The sequence below is a fragment of the Priestia sp. LL-8 genome, assembly GCF_036227845.1.
In the GTDB taxonomy this organism is placed as follows: Bacteria; Bacillota; Bacilli; order Bacillales; family Bacillaceae_H; genus Priestia; species Priestia zanthoxyli.
The window spans coordinates 4922777-4940213 of sequence record NZ_JAZAQH010000001.1; the positions used below are offsets into that span (position 1 = coordinate 4922777).

The window sequence follows — 17437 nt, forward strand, 5'->3', positions numbered from 1 at the left end:
GCTAAAAAAGGTAAAAACAGCTAATAAAATACGCAGAAATATCAACGGTTTTCACAGGTTGAAAACCTTATCATTTATATTCCCTGTAAGCATACAATAGCGTATATTTAATGTCAATGTGTTTAAGCTAAAAACTTCACAATCTCTTCTTATTGTTCACATTTCTGCCACACATAAAACCTCTTCAAATGAAAACATTTAAAGAGGTTCATTCAATCGTTATTGTACTGTGTACAACCTGCTCTTGTCTATGCTTTTTCACAAATGCAAATATTTGGTACACCCCTGGTACAAGCGATTCATCAATCGTTATTTTTCGTTTTCTCATGCCTCTTTCTACATCAACGTCAACATCTAAATACGACACAAACTGTAAAGACTGCTTATCAAAAAGAGCAACGCCTAACTGATCTGCTCCTTCAGGCAAAAACAGTTCATAGCTATACGTATTTTTCTCTTTTTCCGCTGCTACTTGCAATCCCATGACACGAGGATAATCTGGAATGCTAACCATGTACATATAAGGAAGCGAAAATGTTTCACGTGAATCATTTATTTCCAAATATCCGTCATATATACCTTTATTTTTAAAACGGGGCTGCACCGATAAAGTGACAGCTATTTCTTTTGTCTGATGGGGCTGCACCGTGACGGGTAATGGAACATCCCAGTTCACTCCTTCATCCCTTTTTGGAACGTTTAAGCGATACGTTTTTGCTTTACCAGACTGGTTATCAATTTTAAATGATAAGACTTTCTTTGATGGGCGCGTAAAAATACCGAAAGATAAAGAAGATGGATAAAACAAAGAGTCTGCTGTGACAGCTTTTGCTATTTGAATTCTCCCGGCTCCTTGTTCATATACGCGATACGTTTGACCGTTTAGCTGCTCCATTACTTTACTTGTGTTCATCAATGAAGCTTTGACTTGTTCAGGAGACCAGTTCGGGTGAGCTTGTAAAATAAGGGCGCACGCTCCAGCTACATGGGGCGCAGCCATACTCGTGCCATGCATGCGTTCATATCCTCCAGGAACTGTACTATTAATGAAGTAACCAGGTGCGACAACGTCCGGCTTGATTCCCCAAGTAGTCGTTACAGGCCCTCTTGAACTGAAAGATGTGAGTAAGTCTTGCACCACTTGCTTGCCAGTGCGTAAGTATGGTTGTTGAGACTGAATGTGTTGGTTAATGGTATCACCGCTTTTTTTACTTACCCATATCACTGGAATATTTACTGAATCTTTTAGTTTACCGATTATGCTTTTTTCAGTCGGACTATATAAAATAACGGCTTTTGCTCCTGCCTGTTCAGCTTGTTTAATCTTTTTTTCAACCGCATTGCCTTCTGCTTTTAGCAAAATGACGTTGCCCAACGCATGCTTTTGCTCTTTGGAGTATTCTTCATTTATTACACGCAGCGTTTGATTAAACGTCCATGGACGAGACCCTTCTACTGGCGCCATCATAATTTTTTCTTTGTTAAATCCGATTGTTAGAAATTGAACTGTTGTCGGGGAAACAGAAGCGCCAACCGAAATAGCTTTTCCCGCTGTACCCGGAGAGCCCACGGTCCATAAACCTGGACCTGAATTGCCGCTAGATGTGACCGTTACAATTCCTTTTTCAACAGCTCGATCTAACGCTAAGCTTGTTGGTAAATCAGGGCCATTCACATCATTTCCTAATGATAAATTAATAATGTCTACATCATCTTGAATTGCTTTTTCGATAGCTAGAATCACACTTTCAGACGTTCCAGCCCCTCCTGGTCCAAGAGCTCGGTATGCGTAAATCTCCGCTTGAGGTGCTACACCTTTAACATTTCCGTTTGCTGCAATAATACCAGCTACATGAGTGCCATGCAGAGTAGGCTCTCCTTGCTCCCGAGTGGTTTCCATCGGCTCATAATCTTCATCTATTACATCGTACCCCCCTCTGTAGGTTTGTTTTAAATCAGGGTGAGAATAATCAACCCCCGTATCGATAACGCCTACTTTGATTCCTTTTCCTGTTAAGCGCTGATTGTGAGTATCAAACAAGCCTCTTACCTGTTCTGAGCCAATGAACGTTACGCTATTTTCTTCTGCAACCTGGTAGTTTTTAATAGAATGTGAACTAATAATAGAAGGATTATGAGATAGTTTTTCCAAATCCGAGATGGAGCCGTTTAACGAAAGTCCTGTAAACACCGTGTGAAATTCGCTTTTAATCTTTATATTAGGATAATTTTTTTGTAGCTGACTTTTAAATTTCGCGAATTTTTCTTTTTCAATCATGACAATTATTGATTTTTCCTGATGATTCATTTCTTGTTTTATAGAAGGAAATGTGGGATCGAGCGACATTTGCCCTCCCCCGCTTCCTAATATAAAGCTAATCATTAACCATTTAATCCACATAAAAAAACACCTCTCACACTATCGTGTCTCAAAGAGACACTTTTCATGTGAAAGGTGTTTAGAAATCTTACGAAAGCGGATTAAAAGCTTCCGGTCTGTTTTCACGACGGTTGAAATAGTAGCTAATAGCATCACAAATGCGTTTAGAAGCTAAGCCGTCTCCGTAAGGATTCGATGCTTGTGACATTTGCTTATATACGTCTTCATCTATTAACAGCTCTTTTGCTAGCGCATAAATCGTTTCTTCTTCCGTTCCTGCTAGTTTGAGCGTCCCTGCTTCAATTCCTTCCGGTCGCTCTGTTGTATCACGAAGTACCAATACAGGTACGCCTAATGAAGGAGCTTCTTCTTGAACACCACCCGAATCTGTCAAAATAATATGAGCGCGCTCAGCGAAGTTATGGAAGTCAATTACGTCTAACGGTTCAATTAAATGAATGCGTGAGTCATTTCCTAAGATATCGTTTGCTGTTTCTCTAACTACCGGATTTAAATGAACAGGATACACAACTTGCACATCTTCATGTTCATCCACAATACGTTTAACAGCACGGAACATGTTTTTCATTGGTTCGCCTAAATTTTCGCGGCGATGCGCCGTTAATAAAATAAGACGATCATCTCCCAATTTCGTTAACACTTCATGCTCATATGTCTCTTTTACTGTCGTTTTTAACGCATCGATAGCTGTGTTTCCAGTCACGAAGATTCGCTCTTCTTTTTTATTCTCTGCTTGCAAATTAGCTGCAGACTTATCGGTTGGAGCAAAATGCAAATCAGCGAGAACGCCTGTAAGCTGACGGTTCATTTCTTCCGGATATGGAGAATATTTATTCCATGTGCGCAAACCTGCTTCAACATGTCCCACCTGAATTTGATTATAAAAAGCTGCCAGTCCGGCAATAAACGTCGTAGTTGTATCGCCGTGTACAAGTACGATGTCCGGCTTTACTTTTTTCATTACGTCGTCCAAACCTTCTAATCCTCTGGTCGTTACGTCCATAAGGGTTTGGCGATCTTTCATAATGTTAAGATCATAGTCAGGCTGAATGTCAAAAATGCTCAATACTTGGTCTAACATTTCACGGTGCTGAGCCGTTACTGTAACAATCGCTTCGAACTCCTCCGGTCGCTTTTTAAGCTCCAGCACTAGAGGGGCCATTTTAATTGCTTCTGGTCTTGTCCCGAATATCGTCATTACTTTAATTGGCTGCTTCATGTTCATCACCCGAATCTACAAATTATTTTGTACCGAATAAACGATCTCCTGCATCACCTAAACCTGGAACAATATATCCATGGTCATTTAATTTTTCATCTAATGCCGCAATGTAAATATCTACGTCAGGGTGTGCTTCTTTTACGATTTCCACGCCTTCAGGAGCAGCAATTAAACACATAAATTTAATGTTTTTAGCGCCTCTTTTTTTAAGAGAGTTGATTGCTTCTACAGCTGACCCTCCTGTTGCAAGCATAGGATCTACTACAATAAAGTCACGCTCTTCTACATCATTAGGTAGCTTTACATAATATTCAACAGGCTGTAATGTTTCTGGATCACGATATAAGCCAACGTGTCCAACTTTAGCAGCTGGCATTAGTTTTAAAAATCCATCTACCATGCCGATACCAGCACGAAGAATTGGAACGATACCAAGCTTTTTCCCTGCAATAACTTTTGACTTTGTTTTGCAAACCGGTGTTTCAATTTCAACGTCTTCTAGCGGTAAATCACGTGTCGCTTCAAAAGCCATTAAGCTTGCCACTTCATCAACTAATTCACGAAACTCTTTCGTTCCCGTTTTTACATCGCGTATGTAAGTTAATTTGTGTTGAATAAGCGGGTGATCAAATACGTATACTTTGCCCATTGATATCTCTCCTTATATATAAAGATGTACACATTAAAATACCATTCAACGAATTGAATGGTACGTACTAGTAAAAACATATCTCTTGCTAATTAAATTTATACATTGCATTCATTTTACAGAAAAAAGTTTTTGAGTTCAAGCATTATTCAAAAAATGATTGAATTGCTACCACTTTCTCCATAAAAAAACAGGCACAAAGGCCTGTCTCTCTTAGAGCGATTTATACATTTCAAACTTGCTTGTTAAAGCTTCAACGCGTGTTTTAGCTTCAGCTAACTTTTCTTCATCTTCAATATTTTTAAGCGTTAATCCGATGATAGAAGCAATTTCATCCATCTCTTCTAAGCCAAATCCGCGAGTTGTAACCGCAGCTGTACCAATACGAATACCGCTTGTTACAAATGGGCTTTGCTCATCATAAGGAATTGTATTTTTGTTTGTTGTAATACCTACATCATCAAGTGCTTTTTCAGCTACTTTACCTGTCAAATTCATTGAGCTTACGTCGATTAACACAAGATGATTGTCTGTTCCTTCAGATACAAGAGCAAATCCTTCTTTCTTTAATCCTTCTGCTAAACGATTAGCATTGTCGATGATATTTTGAGCATAGTGCTTAAATTCATCTTGTAATGCTTCACCAAACGCTACTGCTTTGGCAGCGATAACGTGCATTAATGGACCACCTTGAATACCAGGGAAGATTGACTTATCAATCTTTTTCGCGAATTCTTCTTTACATAAAATCATACCGCCGCGTGGTCCGCGCAGTGTTTTATGTGTTGTAGTTGTAACGAAATGAGCATGTGGCACAGGATTTTGATGAAGTCCTGCAGCTACTAGACCAGCAATGTGAGCCATGTCTACCATTAAATAAGCCCCTACTTCATCAGCGATTTCACGGAAACGCTTGAAGTCGATTGCGCGTGGATATGCGCTTGCACCAGCCACAATTAATTTTGGTTTATGTGTACGAGCTTTTTCTAATACATCATCGTAGTTAATACGATGTGTTTCACGATCTACGCCATATTCGATGAAATTGTACTGAACACCACTAAAGTTAACAGGACTTCCGTGCGTTAAGTGACCGCCGTGCGATAAATTCATACCTAGTACTGTGTCTCCAGCTTCTAAAACAGTGAAGTATACAGCCATGTTTGCTTGTGCACCTGAGTGAGGTTGAACGTTCACGTGCTCTGCTCCGAAAATTTCTTTTGCACGATCACGAGCTAAGTCTTCTACTACGTCCACGTGTTCACAACCGCCGTAGTAACGTTTAGCTGGATAGCCTTCAGCATATTTATTTGTTAAAACTGAACCTTGTGCTTCCATTACCGCTGTTGTTACAAAGTTTTCTGAAGCAATTAGCTCAATCTTAGTACGTTGTCTTTGTAATTCATCCTTGATCGCATTATAAACTGCTGGATCTTGTTGCATTAGTTGTTTCTCCATCAAAATCCTCTCCTCGTTTCGTATTCGCAATGTTCGTTATTTGTTGATTCAACTACATTGTAACATGATTTATTTAGAATAAAAAAGAAAAAATGTGTATTATTTTAATATATTTAATTACGAAAGTTCGTAAAACGCTCTCATTCCACCAATTAGTTTTGGACGCGTCTTTGCTACAGTAACATGAGCGTGTCCAACTGCGTTTAACGTACAACGAACGGGTACTGCAACATGCTTTAAATGCATACCAATGAATGTATCTCCAATATCAATACCGGCATCAGCTTTAATAAACTCTACCAAAACAGGATCTTTAAGCTGGCCATAGGCCTGTGTAGCCATCGCTCCGCCTGCCTTATGAATAGGAACAACACTAACGATTTCTAACCGCTCTTTACGAGCTAATTCTCTTTCTACTACCAGTGCTCGATTGAGATGTTCACAGCATTGAAATGCTAAGTGGACACCCGTTTTTTTTCGAAAATCTGCTAGTGTATCAAAAATCATTTCTGCGACTTCCATTGCGCCTGCGGTTCCTATTTTTTCACCAATTACCTCGCTTGTACTGCATCCAATGACAAGTGTATGTTCTGAAGACAACTGCACTTGCGCTAAAAAATCAGATAAAACTGTTTCCAACTGCTCTTTCCATTTCGTAAGTTCAGACACGTTTTTCTTCCTTTCTTTCATTGAATACGTTCACATTATACAGTTACTGTTGCATCGCTTTGCTGCTCATACTGTTTAATTTTATTCACGCGATTTTCATGGCGACCGCCTTCAAATTCCGTCATTAACCAAATTTTCGCAATTTCACGTGCAAGTCCCGGCCCAATGACACGTTCACCCATTGCCAAAATGTTGCTATCATTATGTTCTCTTGTTGCTTTTGCACTGAATGTATCATGCACTAGAGCGCAGCGAATTCCTTTTACTTTATTAGCTGCTATACTCATACCGATACCTGTTCCACAAATAAGAATGCCTCGGCTTACTTCTTGGCTCGCCACTTTTTGGGCAACGGGAAGTGCATAATCCGGATAGTCGACAGATGTTGAGCATTCACACCCTAAATCCACATATTCAATATTTAATTCTTCCATTAAAGAGATAATTTCCTGTCGCAAATTTATACCGCCGTGGTCAGATGCAATAGCTACTTTCATCTTTGTTTCCTCCTCATACATAACCTTCGTCTTATATTAAGTTTCTGTTCATTTTAAGTCAGCAAAAATTTATGGGACCTTTTATAATTTGTCGACTATTTTGTTAATCATACGCTCTAACTCTTCTAAAGTCTGTTCGTACGTCCGTAATGATCCTCCAAACGGATCAGATACTTCACCTTGCTCGTCGGCAAATTCTTTTAGTGTAAACAATTTATCACTTACGTATGGAGCTTGGTTCAAAATCAGCATTTTATGCTGCTCCGTCATCGTAAAAATATAAGTAGCCCACATCAATTGTTCTTCCGTTAATGCTGCCGAAGCATGAGAACAAGCTATACCTTTCTGTTGAAGGGCAACTTGTGCATGAACAGAAGCTTCGCTTCCATTTGAAGCGAATACACCTGCAGACTTCACGTTTATTCCATCTATCTCTTTAGCTTTGAGCAACGCTTCTGCCATAGGGCTGCGGCACGTGTTTCCTGTACATACAAATAAGATGTTTTTCAAGATACATCCTCCCTTGCTTTCACTATGTTCGACTATGTTGACATTCCACCCTATTGTATCTCTATTGCTTGCATAAATCCAGTTCGCTTTTCTGGGTATTTTTTATCCATTACCGCTTCATCCATCTCGAAAAAACGACTTCGCTTTCCTTCTTTTATCGCTACAATCCAAAAGAAGCAAAAAAAGACCATAACCTGCATGGTCATGACCCCTTACCAATTTATATATAGTTAAAAAGGTAGTAACAATTTGATGCCAAAAGCTAATAAAATGCTCCCGCCCAGCGCCTCACTATATGAACCAAGCCAGCCTTGTACTCTTCTGCCTAGCAGCAGTCCTAACCAAGTTAATAGCATACTCACTACGCCAAAAACAATAATGGTCAAAAACGTTCTTGCCCCAAAAATACCTAAGCTAAGTCCAACAGAAAAACTATCTAGACTCACGCTGAGCGCAAAAAATAACAGTCCAAAGCCAACTGGTTTGATAAACGGCGTATCGTCATGCTTAAAGGAGGAATAAATCATCTGGGCTCCAAGAATCAGCAATAAAATCCCACCGCCATAGGTAGCAAACATTCCAAGTTTATCAGACAATAGTCGTCCAATAAACATGCCTAACAGTGGCATCCAAATATGAAATACACCGATAACAACACCAATGTAGAAAATTTGGCGAAAGCGTAAACGAATTAACCCCATTCCCAAACCAACTGAGAAAGCATCCATTCCTAAGGCAAACGCCATAATGACTAACGTGATCATTTCACTAATTAACTGAGATACATTCATCTTTACCCTCCTCGGACGTGCTCCTATTTCAAAATATGCACATTCGAAAAGGTTTAGAAGATGAATTTTATTGCTTAATCACATGATGTCCTGCCGCTTTCATTAATCGATTCATAACGGCATGACCGACTCCTTCTTCAGAAAAACTTTCACTAACGATAATATCTACATCACACTCATTAAATGAACGAAGCGACTCGTATAAGTGGCTAGCAACCGTCTCTAAATTTGAACGAGATCCACATGTGATAACCGCATCCGCTTTATACGCATCTTCATGTTCAGATGTCGTTAATACCCCCACTCGCTTACCCTGATCTTTATAGCGATCAATAATAGATTGGAAAAAATCTGAACTGCCGTCAACAATGACAAGCGGTGCATCAGGTGCGTAATGCGTATATTTCATACCTGGAGATTTTGGCGCTTCTTTATCACTTAATAACGCTCGATCTACTTTTACGGGACCAATTACATTTTCCAACTCTTTCTGAGTAATGCCGCCCGGACGTAAAATAATAGGAATCTCTTCGGTACAGTCAAGGACAGTCGACTCTACTCCTACCCCCGTTGCTCCTCCATCCACAACTCCGCTAATACGCCCTTCTAAATCATTCATCACATGATGAGCTAGAGTGGGACTTGGCTTGCCGGAAAGATTTGCACTAGGAGCTGCGATAGGCAAATCCACTTTCTTTAATAATGCGAGGGCTACCGGATGTGATGGCATTCTCACTGCAATGCTGTTTAAACCAGCCGTAACCTTATCTGAAACTCGATCTTTTTTAGGTAATATTACTGTAAGAGGGCCCGGCCAAAAAGCATCAATCACTTTCTCTGCTTTTGAAGGAATCGACTCTACAAATGTATGGAGCTGCTCTTTATCTCCAATATGAACAATAAGAGGGTTATCACTAGGACGTCCTTTCGCTGCAAAAATTTTATCCACAGCTTTATCTGATGTGGCATCTCCTCCTAATCCATACACCGTCTCTGTAGGAAAAGCAACTACTTCGTGATTGCGCAGCAAATCTGCCGCTTCTTCTATCTGTGGATAAATATCTTTTTCGTTCATAAAATTATCCACAACCCATAACTTAGTTTCCATCTTCTTCAACTCCTTTTTCTTTCTATATCTAGGTTTTTTTTACTTTAAAAGTACAATATGTATTAAAAGTAGTAAAATACATGAGTTCATTATATCAATAAACAAGCTTTATCCACAAAATGTGGATAAAGCTTATATTTTTGTGAATAACATTGTGGATACTCCATTAAAATGATTTATCCACATTTTCTTTTAACTAGCTGCATAAAACATCACGTAGACATCCTGAGGGTTTGGTAACTTTTTTAAATAAGAATGTTCTTTTAACAACTCCGGCAGTGCACTGTAAGATGTTTGCTGAAAATTCATCATTTGAAAAAAATGCAGAGAAGATGCCTTATTTGTTAGTAAATATAGTTGCTTCACGCCATGCTTTTGAGCCAGCTGGACGATGCTTTTAAATAGCAGCAGAATATCAGATTGCATTAAAGAAGGTGATACGACAAGGGAGCGGAGAATTCCATCCACACCTTCTTTTTCAAACCCAACTGTTGCTAGCAGCTCGCCTTCTTCATTTTCCATTATGACAAATTGATGAATATGCTCTTCCACGCCAGCTGTGCTAATGCCCGCTTTTTGTAAGAACTGTTGAATTCGGATATAATCATGTTTACTGGCAATTTTTAATTGTTCTCTCATTTTAATCACCTCAACTTGTTTTCTAGTAACAAATCTATGAGATGATTAAAAAAAGTAGAACTGAATTTTATTTTTAATGATTCTATTAATTAAATACTGACGATACCCATTCTACTACAAAAAACTTAACTTCTACAGAATCTTCTTTTGATTGAGAATCAGCTTTTTTCTTAGATGAAACAGACTTTTCAGCTTCTTTACTTTCCTTTTTTTCAACTTTAGCACTTGTTTCTTCCTTTACTGTGCCGATTGTATCTTTTGCAATTGCTTCTTTAGAAGATATTGTTGGTTGAGAAGGTTCCTCAGCTTTCTCCTCAATAGAATCCGATGTAATAGTTGCCGATTGAATTTCTGTTTTCACTGCGGGTTCTTTACTTTCAGCCGATTTGGCATCTGTTTTGTCTGCAGATTTTGATTCAGAAGCGGCTGGTTTCTCTTTTTCTTCCTTTTGCTCTTCTTCAGATGGTTCTGGCGCCTTTACCGCTTCACCGTTTGAGAAATCTAAGAAGCATAAAGGAGGGAATAGTACACACCACCAGTTTGCTCCCTCTCCTTTGCCAAGAGTAATAAGCACGGCTTCATACTCACCTGCTGGATATAAAAACTGACCGTACAACTTAGTAGGAAACTCTACTTTTCCGAATTTAACATGAACAGATTCATTTACGCCTTCTTCTTTTAGCACTTCTTTCGCAATTGTTTCAAGCGCCGGCAAATTTTCTTTAATTGTTTTTCGAGCTACAGTTACAGATGTTAAATCTTTTACCCATTCTGTGATTTGTTCGTTCACGCGGTCACGAATCAGACGTTTTACGTACTGATCTTTTTCACCGTCGCTGTTTGCTAAAATGCGCAGTCGAATTGCCTCGTCTGGAATGACTGCAGGCTGATCTGCCTGCACTTGGTTATGTGTATATATAAGTTGAGCATTTGCTCCAATAATTAATAAAATAAAATAAATGATAGCATATTTCTTCATTTCGGCCACCGCCCTTTCATAGGAACAGTATGGCCGAAAGCAAGATATCTTAAACTAGTAATTTAGTAAAAAAATGCATGATTTTCAAAAATCAAAGGGAAAATCATTCCCTCTGATTTTTTTAGTGCTCACGAAGTTGTGCAAATACCATTCGATCTTTTCCATTAATATCATATACACATTCTACAAAAGCTGTCGGAAACGTTTTTTGCAGCATCTCAGCTACATCTTTTGTCTGTCCGGCCCCGACTTCAAATCCAATAATAGTATTTGGCTTCGTCACGTATGGCAGCTCTTCCATAAAACGTCGATAAAAATCCAGGCCATCTTTTCCCCCAAAAAGAGCTCGATTTGGCTCATGATCTTTTACCACTGTGGACAACTCATCATCTGCTGGAATATAAGGTGGATTAGACACAATCACATCAAATTTCTGCTTCGATGATAGAAATGGTTGTAATAGATCTCCCTGTATAAACTTGACATCAGCATCTAGATTTTGAGCATTTTCCTTGGCTACATTTAGAGATTCCGTAGCTATATCTGTTGCTATAACATCTACTCTGTTAAGTTCGAGGGCCAAAGTGATAGCAATTGCCCCACTTCCCGTTCCAATATCTACAAGCTCAATAGGCTGGTGTTGAAATTCTTTTTTTATTCGAGAAATCATTCCGTATACCAGCTCTTCCGTTTCGGGTCTTGGAATTAATACATGTTCGTTTACAATAAATGAACGCCCGTAAAATTCTTCTGTCCCGATGAGATATTGTACAGGCATCCCTGCTTTATGAGCATGGACATCTTGTTCAAATCTTTTTAGAATTTCTTCTTCTAGTTCTTCCTGCAAAGAACCTAGCAAATGAGTTCTCGTCATTTGTAAGTGATGGCGAAGCAAGAGTTCTCCCGCGTTTTCATCTCGCTTTGCCTCTTTCAAAAAAGAAGAAGCCCACTTAAGGGCTTCAAATACTTTCATTAGTTCGAATCTTCCATTCGGCGCGCTTGGTCTTCCATTACTAATGCATCGATAATTTCATCAAGCTTGCCTTCTAAGATTTGATCTAACTTTTGAATCGTCAGACCAATACGATGGTCCGTTACGCGATTTTGCGGGAAGTTATACGTACGGATACGCTCAGAGCGATCTCCTGATCCAACTGCTTGTTTGCGCGTTGCATCGTACTCTGCTTGTGCTTCTCGCTGGAACTTATCGTACACGCGAGCACGCAATACTTTCATTGCTTTTTCTTTATTTTTAATCTGAGACTTTTCATCTTGACATGATACCACTGTATTTGTTGGTAAATGCGTTAAACGAACGGCTGACATCGTCGTATTAACACTTTGACCTCCAGGTCCACTTGAAGCAAATGTATCTACACGGATATCTTTTTCATGAATGTCCACTTCGACTTCTTCTGCTTCAGGAAGACATGCTACCGTTGCTGTAGATGTATGAATACGACCGCCTGATTCCGTTTCAGGAACGCGTTGAACACGGTGTGCACCGTTTTCAAATTTCATCTTTGAGTACGCACCTTTACCGTTAATCATAAAGATGATTTCTTTATAACCGCCTACTCCAGTAGTCGTTGCTTCCATTACTTCTGTTTTCCAGCCTTGTGATTCAGCAAAGCGCGAATACATGCGGTACAAGTTAGCTGCAAATAATGCTGCTTCATCTCCACCAGCCGCTCCACGAACCTCCATGATTACGTTTTTATCATCGTTTGGATCTTTTGGAATTAATAAAATACGTAGCTTTTCAACTAGCTCTTCTTGCTGCGTTTCTAACTCGGCAATTTCTTCTTTTACCATGTCACGCATATCTGCATCAAGCTTATCTTCAAGCATCGTTTTCGCTTCTGATAACTGCTCTTTTACATCTTTGTATTCCTGATAAGCGGCTACCGTTTGTTGTATATCTGATTGTTCCTTCGAATATTCTCTCAACTTAGAGGGGTTGTTTACGATCTCAGGGTCACTCAGAAGTTCGTTTAACTTCTCATAGCGCGCCTCTACCGCTTCTAAACGATCAAACACGTCATTCACCTCATTCTTTATCCATAACATTGTAATTATAGTATAGCTTTAAAATAGAGTCAAAACCTTGTTAATACACGTATATGAACAAAAAAACAGAACTGCGCGTTCTGTTTTTATCATCATAAAATTCTTGCTTTATTTTTCGACCATTTCGCTTGAGTCCACAGACACAGCTTGTCCTTTGGACTTTTGCACAACGTGGCAATGACGACATCTTGGTTCGTAAGATTCAGACGCACCGACTAAAATGATAGGGTCGTCATAAGAAGCAGGCTCACCGTTAATCAAACGCTGCGTACGACTCGCAGGAGAGCCACATGAAGCGCACACGGCCTGTAGCTTTGTTACCGATTCTGCAATGGCCATTAACTGCGGCATTTGTCCAAAAGGTTCACCTTTGAAGTCTTGGTCTAACCCTGCTACGATCACACGAAAGCCTTGATCTGCTAAAGATTGAACAATTTCTAAAATATCTGTGTCAAAAAACTGTACTTCGTCTATCGCTACTACGTCTGTCTCTTCATTTACTCGCTTTAAAATATCGCGCGATGCCGAGATTGAATAAGCCATAACAGATGTACCATTATGTGAAACGACAGCTTCTTCGCTATATCGATTATCAATTGCAGGCTTGAACACTTGTGCTTTTTGTTTAGCAAACTGCGTACGGCGCACACGTCGAATCAACTCTTCTGATTTCCCTGAAAACATACTGCCACAAATTACTTCTATCCAACCGCTTTGTTTCATTACGTACACCACTGCGGGACTCTCCCTTCTTCTCGTTCCGTTTCTGAGCGAACCGCTACTAACTTAATCTACGTCTTCTATGTAGATCTTATTCTTATGATAAAGTACCCACTTTTTTATCAAGCAGACACTGTTTTTCTACTTTTATAAGCAAAAAAACAGGCAAGAAGTTAAGCTACTTGCCTGTTTGTTTCGACAATGTGATTATTTAAGACCGTATTTTTTGTTGAAGCGATCAACACGGCCACCAGCTTCAGCGAATTTTTGACGACCAGTGTAGAATGGGTGACATTCAGAACAAGTCTCAACGCGGATCTCTTCTTTTACAGAACCACTTTCAAATTCGTTTCCGCAAGTACATTTAACCATAACTGTTTTATAGTTTGGATGAATTCCTGTTTTCATTCGTTTCATCTCCTTCCGCCCTGAATCATTCTGAAACAGAGTTTATTGATAAAGATAGTGATGAAATAATAACTATTTCACTGTGTACTTTATCAACACACATGATGAAATTATAACAAGGGTTGTATGCTTTTGCAACCACATGTTTTATAACTTATCGTTTATTTGCTAGAAGCGTTTTTTTCTCTTCCGTTAACATCGAGAAGAACTCTTCATTTGTCTTTGTTTGACGTAAACGTTTTAAGAATTTTTCTGCAAAATCAGGAGCATCTGCCATTGATTTACGAATTGCCCATAAGTGGTCTAAATGCTCTTTTGGAATTAACAGCTCTTCTTTACGTGTGCCTGAGCGACGAATGTCAATCGCAGGGAAGATACGTTTTTCAGCTAGTGAACGATCTAGATGCAGCTCCATGTTACCTGTACCTTTAAATTCTTCATAAATAACATCATCCATACGAGAGCCTGTATCAATTAAGGCTGTTGCTAGAATGGTTAAGCTGCCTCCATCTTCAATGTTACGAGCAGCTCCAAAGAATCGTTTTGGACGGTGAAAAGCAGCCGGGTCAATACCCCCTGATAGTGTACGACCGCTCGGTGGAATAACTAAGTTATAAGCACGAGCAAGCCTTGTAATGCTATCCATCAAAATGACAACATCTTTTTTGTGTTCGACTAATCTCATCGCACGTTCAAGGACAAGTTCCGCTACTTTAATGTGGTTTTCTGGCACTTCGTCAAATGTAGAACTGACAACATCACCGTCAACCGAACGCTCAATGTCCGTCACTTCCTCAGGACGCTCATCAATAAGAAGGACAATCAATTCTGCATCAGGATGATTCGTTGTAATGCTATTGGCAATTTCTTTTAACAGCATCGTTTTACCTGCCTTTGGCGGCGCAACAATTAGTCCCCTTTGCCCAAATCCAATTGGTGAAATCAAGTCAATAATACGCGTAGAGAAACTTCTTGGCTGAGTTTCCAGCAGCATTTGCTCATTTGGATAAATCGGGGTTAGTGCTGGAAAATGTACGCGTTCTTTTGACGTTTCTGGGTCTTCTCCGTTTACTGCTTCTACATGTAATAATCCGTAGTAGCGCTCATTTTCTTTTGGAGGACGAACTTTCCCCGATACCTTGTCTCCATTACGCAGATCGAAGCGACGAATTTGTGAAGCTGAGATATAAATATCTTCTGAACTCGGTGAATAGTTAATTGGTCGTAAGAAACCGAATCCTTCTGACTGAATAATTTCAAGAACGCCTTCCATAAATAAAAGCCCATCTTGTTCAGCTTGAGCCTTTAAAATAGCAAAGACAAGTTCTTTTTTCGTTAATTTACTATAGTACGAAACTTTATACTCACGAGCATGTTCATATAGCTCTTTTAATTTCATATTTTCTAAACTGGATAATGTTAAGTTCATTAGGACACCACGCTTTATAATGAATAATTTTTAACCGTTCCTCCCATATTAAATTCAAATATAAAATTGAGAGATGATATGGATGGAATAAATCTGTGAAAATGGAGAATATAACCTTTGAAGTATAATAAGTAGAATCAATTGATTAACTATACACTTTTAGAAGAATAATTCCGACATAAAACCATTTATATTATCTTGATAAATTTAACGTAGCAATTTATATTCTAACCTTTTTCTATCTTTTTAATCAATCTTTTTTTACTTTAGAAGATGAATAAAAAAAAGGAAATTTAATAGCTTACGAGGAGCGAGGAAAACCTTTTCATAATTTCACATTAAAGGAAATAAACTGGACGTTAAAATAAGAAGTGAAATTTATCTTTTAGCTTCCCTTTCTATCTATTTACCCTATTCATAAATATATAAGCTACACAGACATAGAAGAACCCTCCTACGCCTGTGTAGCTTATTAAAAAGCTCTTTTCTAGACTTTGATTTCATGACTGTGGCACCGATTTGCCTCTATGAATTTTGAAATTGCTCAATTTCCTCTTGAGTCATCTCTTCACGCCAAATCATTGCCCCTAACTCCGATAGCTTGTCTACTAAATGACTGTAACCTCGGTCAATGTGCTCTAAACCCGTTACCTCTGTAATCCCTTTGGCCATTAAGCCAGCGGTTACGAGAGCTGCTCCTGCTCGTAAGTCCGACGCTTTCACACGCGCACCTTGTAAGTGAATGGGACCATTAATAATAGCAGAACGTCCTTCTACCTTAACAGATGCATTCATTCGTCTCAGCTCATCAATATGCTTAAACCTTGCACCGTAAATTGTATCCGTCACAACGCTTGTACCAGACGCTCTTGTTAGAAGCGTCGTAAATGGTTGCTGTAAATCAGTTGGAAAACCTGGATATACTAGCGTCTTAATATCTACGGGCTTCAATAGCTGACGAGTCGCTACAAGAATCTGATCTGAGCTTGTTTCGATATGAATACCCATCTCACGCATTTTAGCCGTTAATGACTCCAAATGCTGAGGGATAACGTTGTCGACAACAACTTCTTTTCCCATACTCGCTCCCATGATCATATATGTGCCTGCTTCAATTCGGTCTGGAATGATGGAATGACGGCATCCTTTTAATTGATCTACTCCATCAATTCGAATAACATCCGTACCTGCACCTTTAATACGGGCACCCATACTTGTCAGTAACGTAGCTACATCAATAATTTCAGGCTCTTTAGCAGCATTCTCAATAACGGTACGCCCTTTTGCTCTTACAGCAGCGAGCATAATATTGATTGTTGCTCCTACGCTAACAACGTCTAAATAAATTCGAGCACCAATCAGTTCCTCAGCTCGAATGTAAATAGCTCCTTGCTCATTTGTTACTTTAGCGCCAAGAGCTTCAAAGCCTTTAATGTGCTGATCGATTGGTCTAGGACCAAGATAACAGCCTCCTGGAAGCCCAACTACCGCTTTTTTAAAGCGTCCTAACATCGCCCCCATTAAATAATAAGAAGCGCGTAATTTTTTTACTTTTCCGTTCGGTAAAGGCATTGCAACCATTCCGGATGGATCTACTGTTAATTCGTCGTTATCAATGGTTACTTTCCCACCAATTTCTTCAACTAAATCCCCTAATAACTGCACGTCTGAAATATCGGGCAGACCTTCAATTGTAACAGGTGACTCGGCTAAAATTGTTGCTGGAATAAGCGCAACGGCACTATTTTTAGCACCACTGACGCGGACGGATCCACTTAAGGTAAAGCCACCTTGTATTTTTAACTTTTCCATTTATAGCTCCCTTCTAGTGAAAGAAAGTTTCTCACCTAGTAATTGAGGAAAATTTTGGTACAAAGAATACCTAAA

General features: G+C 39.3%; 18 protein-coding genes. All 18 read right to left on the minus strand.

The genetic code is table 11. The features are described from left to right. Positions 1-208: 208 nt before the first annotated feature. On the minus strand, positions 209-2401 hold the full coding sequence (locus U9R83_RS25760; protein ID WP_116739783.1) for a S8 family serine peptidase: 2193 nt from the start codon (positions 2399-2401) through the stop codon (positions 209-211). A 67-nt stretch (positions 2402-2468) separates the two neighbouring features. Beyond that, complete coding sequence (gene wecB, locus U9R83_RS25765; RefSeq protein WP_042991812.1) at positions 2469-3620, minus strand: non-hydrolyzing UDP-N-acetylglucosamine 2-epimerase; 1152 nt, start codon at positions 3618-3620, stop codon at positions 2469-2471. Between the two features lie 22 nt (positions 3621-3642). Continuing rightward, positions 3643-4272 carry a uracil phosphoribosyltransferase gene (upp, locus tag U9R83_RS25770; RefSeq protein WP_013059810.1) on the minus strand — a complete coding sequence of 210 codons (630 nt, stop codon included), beginning with the start codon at positions 4270-4272 and terminating at the stop codon, positions 3643-3645. 213 nt (positions 4273-4485) lie between these two features. Then, on the minus strand, positions 4486-5730 hold the full coding sequence (gene glyA / locus U9R83_RS25775; protein WP_013059811.1) for a serine hydroxymethyltransferase: 1245 nt from the start codon (positions 5728-5730) through the stop codon (positions 4486-4488). Positions 5731-5847: 117 nt separating this feature from the next. After that, positions 5848-6399: a TIGR01440 family protein gene (locus U9R83_RS25780; protein ID WP_029319400.1), complete on the minus strand. Its 552-nt coding sequence runs from the start codon at positions 6397-6399 to the stop codon at positions 5848-5850. Between the two features lie 35 nt (positions 6400-6434). Then, positions 6435-6896, minus strand: coding sequence for a ribose 5-phosphate isomerase B (gene rpiB, locus U9R83_RS25785; protein WP_042991811.1), 462 nt, complete (start codon positions 6894-6896; stop codon positions 6435-6437). Positions 6897-6977: 81 nt separating this feature from the next. Then, a complete protein-coding gene (locus tag U9R83_RS25790) occupies positions 6978-7406 on the minus strand; it encodes a low molecular weight protein arginine phosphatase (protein ID WP_042991810.1) in 429 nt (142 codons plus the stop codon). 50 nt (positions 7407-7456) lie between these two features. After that, entirely contained in the window at positions 7457-7606 is a 150-nt protein-coding gene (locus U9R83_RS25795) for a hypothetical protein (RefSeq protein WP_157876225.1), read from the minus strand. Positions 7607-7636: 30 nt separating this feature from the next. Beyond that, entirely contained in the window at positions 7637-8197 is a 561-nt protein-coding gene (locus U9R83_RS25800) for a manganese efflux pump MntP (RefSeq protein ID WP_013059815.1), read from the minus strand. 67 nt (positions 8198-8264) lie between these two features. After that, positions 8265-9305, minus strand: a complete 1041-nt coding sequence (locus tag U9R83_RS25805) for an L-threonylcarbamoyladenylate synthase (RefSeq protein ID WP_014457758.1) — start codon at positions 9303-9305, stop codon at positions 8265-8267. A 192-nt stretch (positions 9306-9497) separates the two neighbouring features. After that, on the minus strand, positions 9498-9944 hold the full coding sequence (locus tag U9R83_RS25810; protein WP_014457757.1) for a GNAT family N-acetyltransferase: 447 nt from the start codon (positions 9942-9944) through the stop codon (positions 9498-9500). A gap of 85 nt (positions 9945-10029) precedes the next feature. Further along, the gene (spoIIR, locus tag U9R83_RS25815) at positions 10030-10923 is read right to left on the minus strand and encodes a stage II sporulation protein R (protein WP_049166300.1); all 894 of its coding nucleotides are present in this window, start codon (positions 10921-10923) and stop codon (positions 10030-10032) included. A gap of 121 nt (positions 10924-11044) precedes the next feature. Further along, on the minus strand, positions 11045-11896 hold the full coding sequence (gene prmC, locus U9R83_RS25820) for a peptide chain release factor N(5)-glutamine methyltransferase (RefSeq protein ID WP_049166301.1): 852 nt from the start codon (positions 11894-11896) through the stop codon (positions 11045-11047). Further along, complete coding sequence (gene prfA / locus U9R83_RS25825; RefSeq protein ID WP_013059820.1) at positions 11896-12963, minus strand: peptide chain release factor 1; 1068 nt, start codon at positions 12961-12963, stop codon at positions 11896-11898. The genes prmC and prfA overlap by 1 nt, the downstream gene beginning before the upstream one ends. Positions 12964-13101: 138 nt before the next feature. Then, positions 13102-13716 (minus strand): thymidine kinase, encoded by a 615-nt coding sequence (locus tag U9R83_RS25830; RefSeq protein ID WP_153252841.1) that lies wholly within the window; start codon positions 13714-13716, stop codon positions 13102-13104. Positions 13717-13920: 204 nt separating this feature from the next. Beyond that, positions 13921-14121: a 50S ribosomal protein L31 gene (gene rpmE / locus U9R83_RS25835; RefSeq protein ID WP_013085477.1), complete on the minus strand. Its 201-nt coding sequence runs from the start codon at positions 14119-14121 to the stop codon at positions 13921-13923. Between the two features lie 154 nt (positions 14122-14275). Continuing rightward, entirely contained in the window at positions 14276-15550 is a 1275-nt protein-coding gene (rho, locus tag U9R83_RS25840) for a transcription termination factor Rho (RefSeq protein WP_014457752.1), read from the minus strand. A 525-nt stretch (positions 15551-16075) separates the two neighbouring features. Next, a complete protein-coding gene (locus U9R83_RS25845; protein WP_014457751.1) occupies positions 16076-17362 on the minus strand; it encodes a UDP-N-acetylglucosamine 1-carboxyvinyltransferase in 1287 nt (428 codons plus the stop codon). Between the last annotated feature and the right edge of the window lie 75 nt (positions 17363-17437).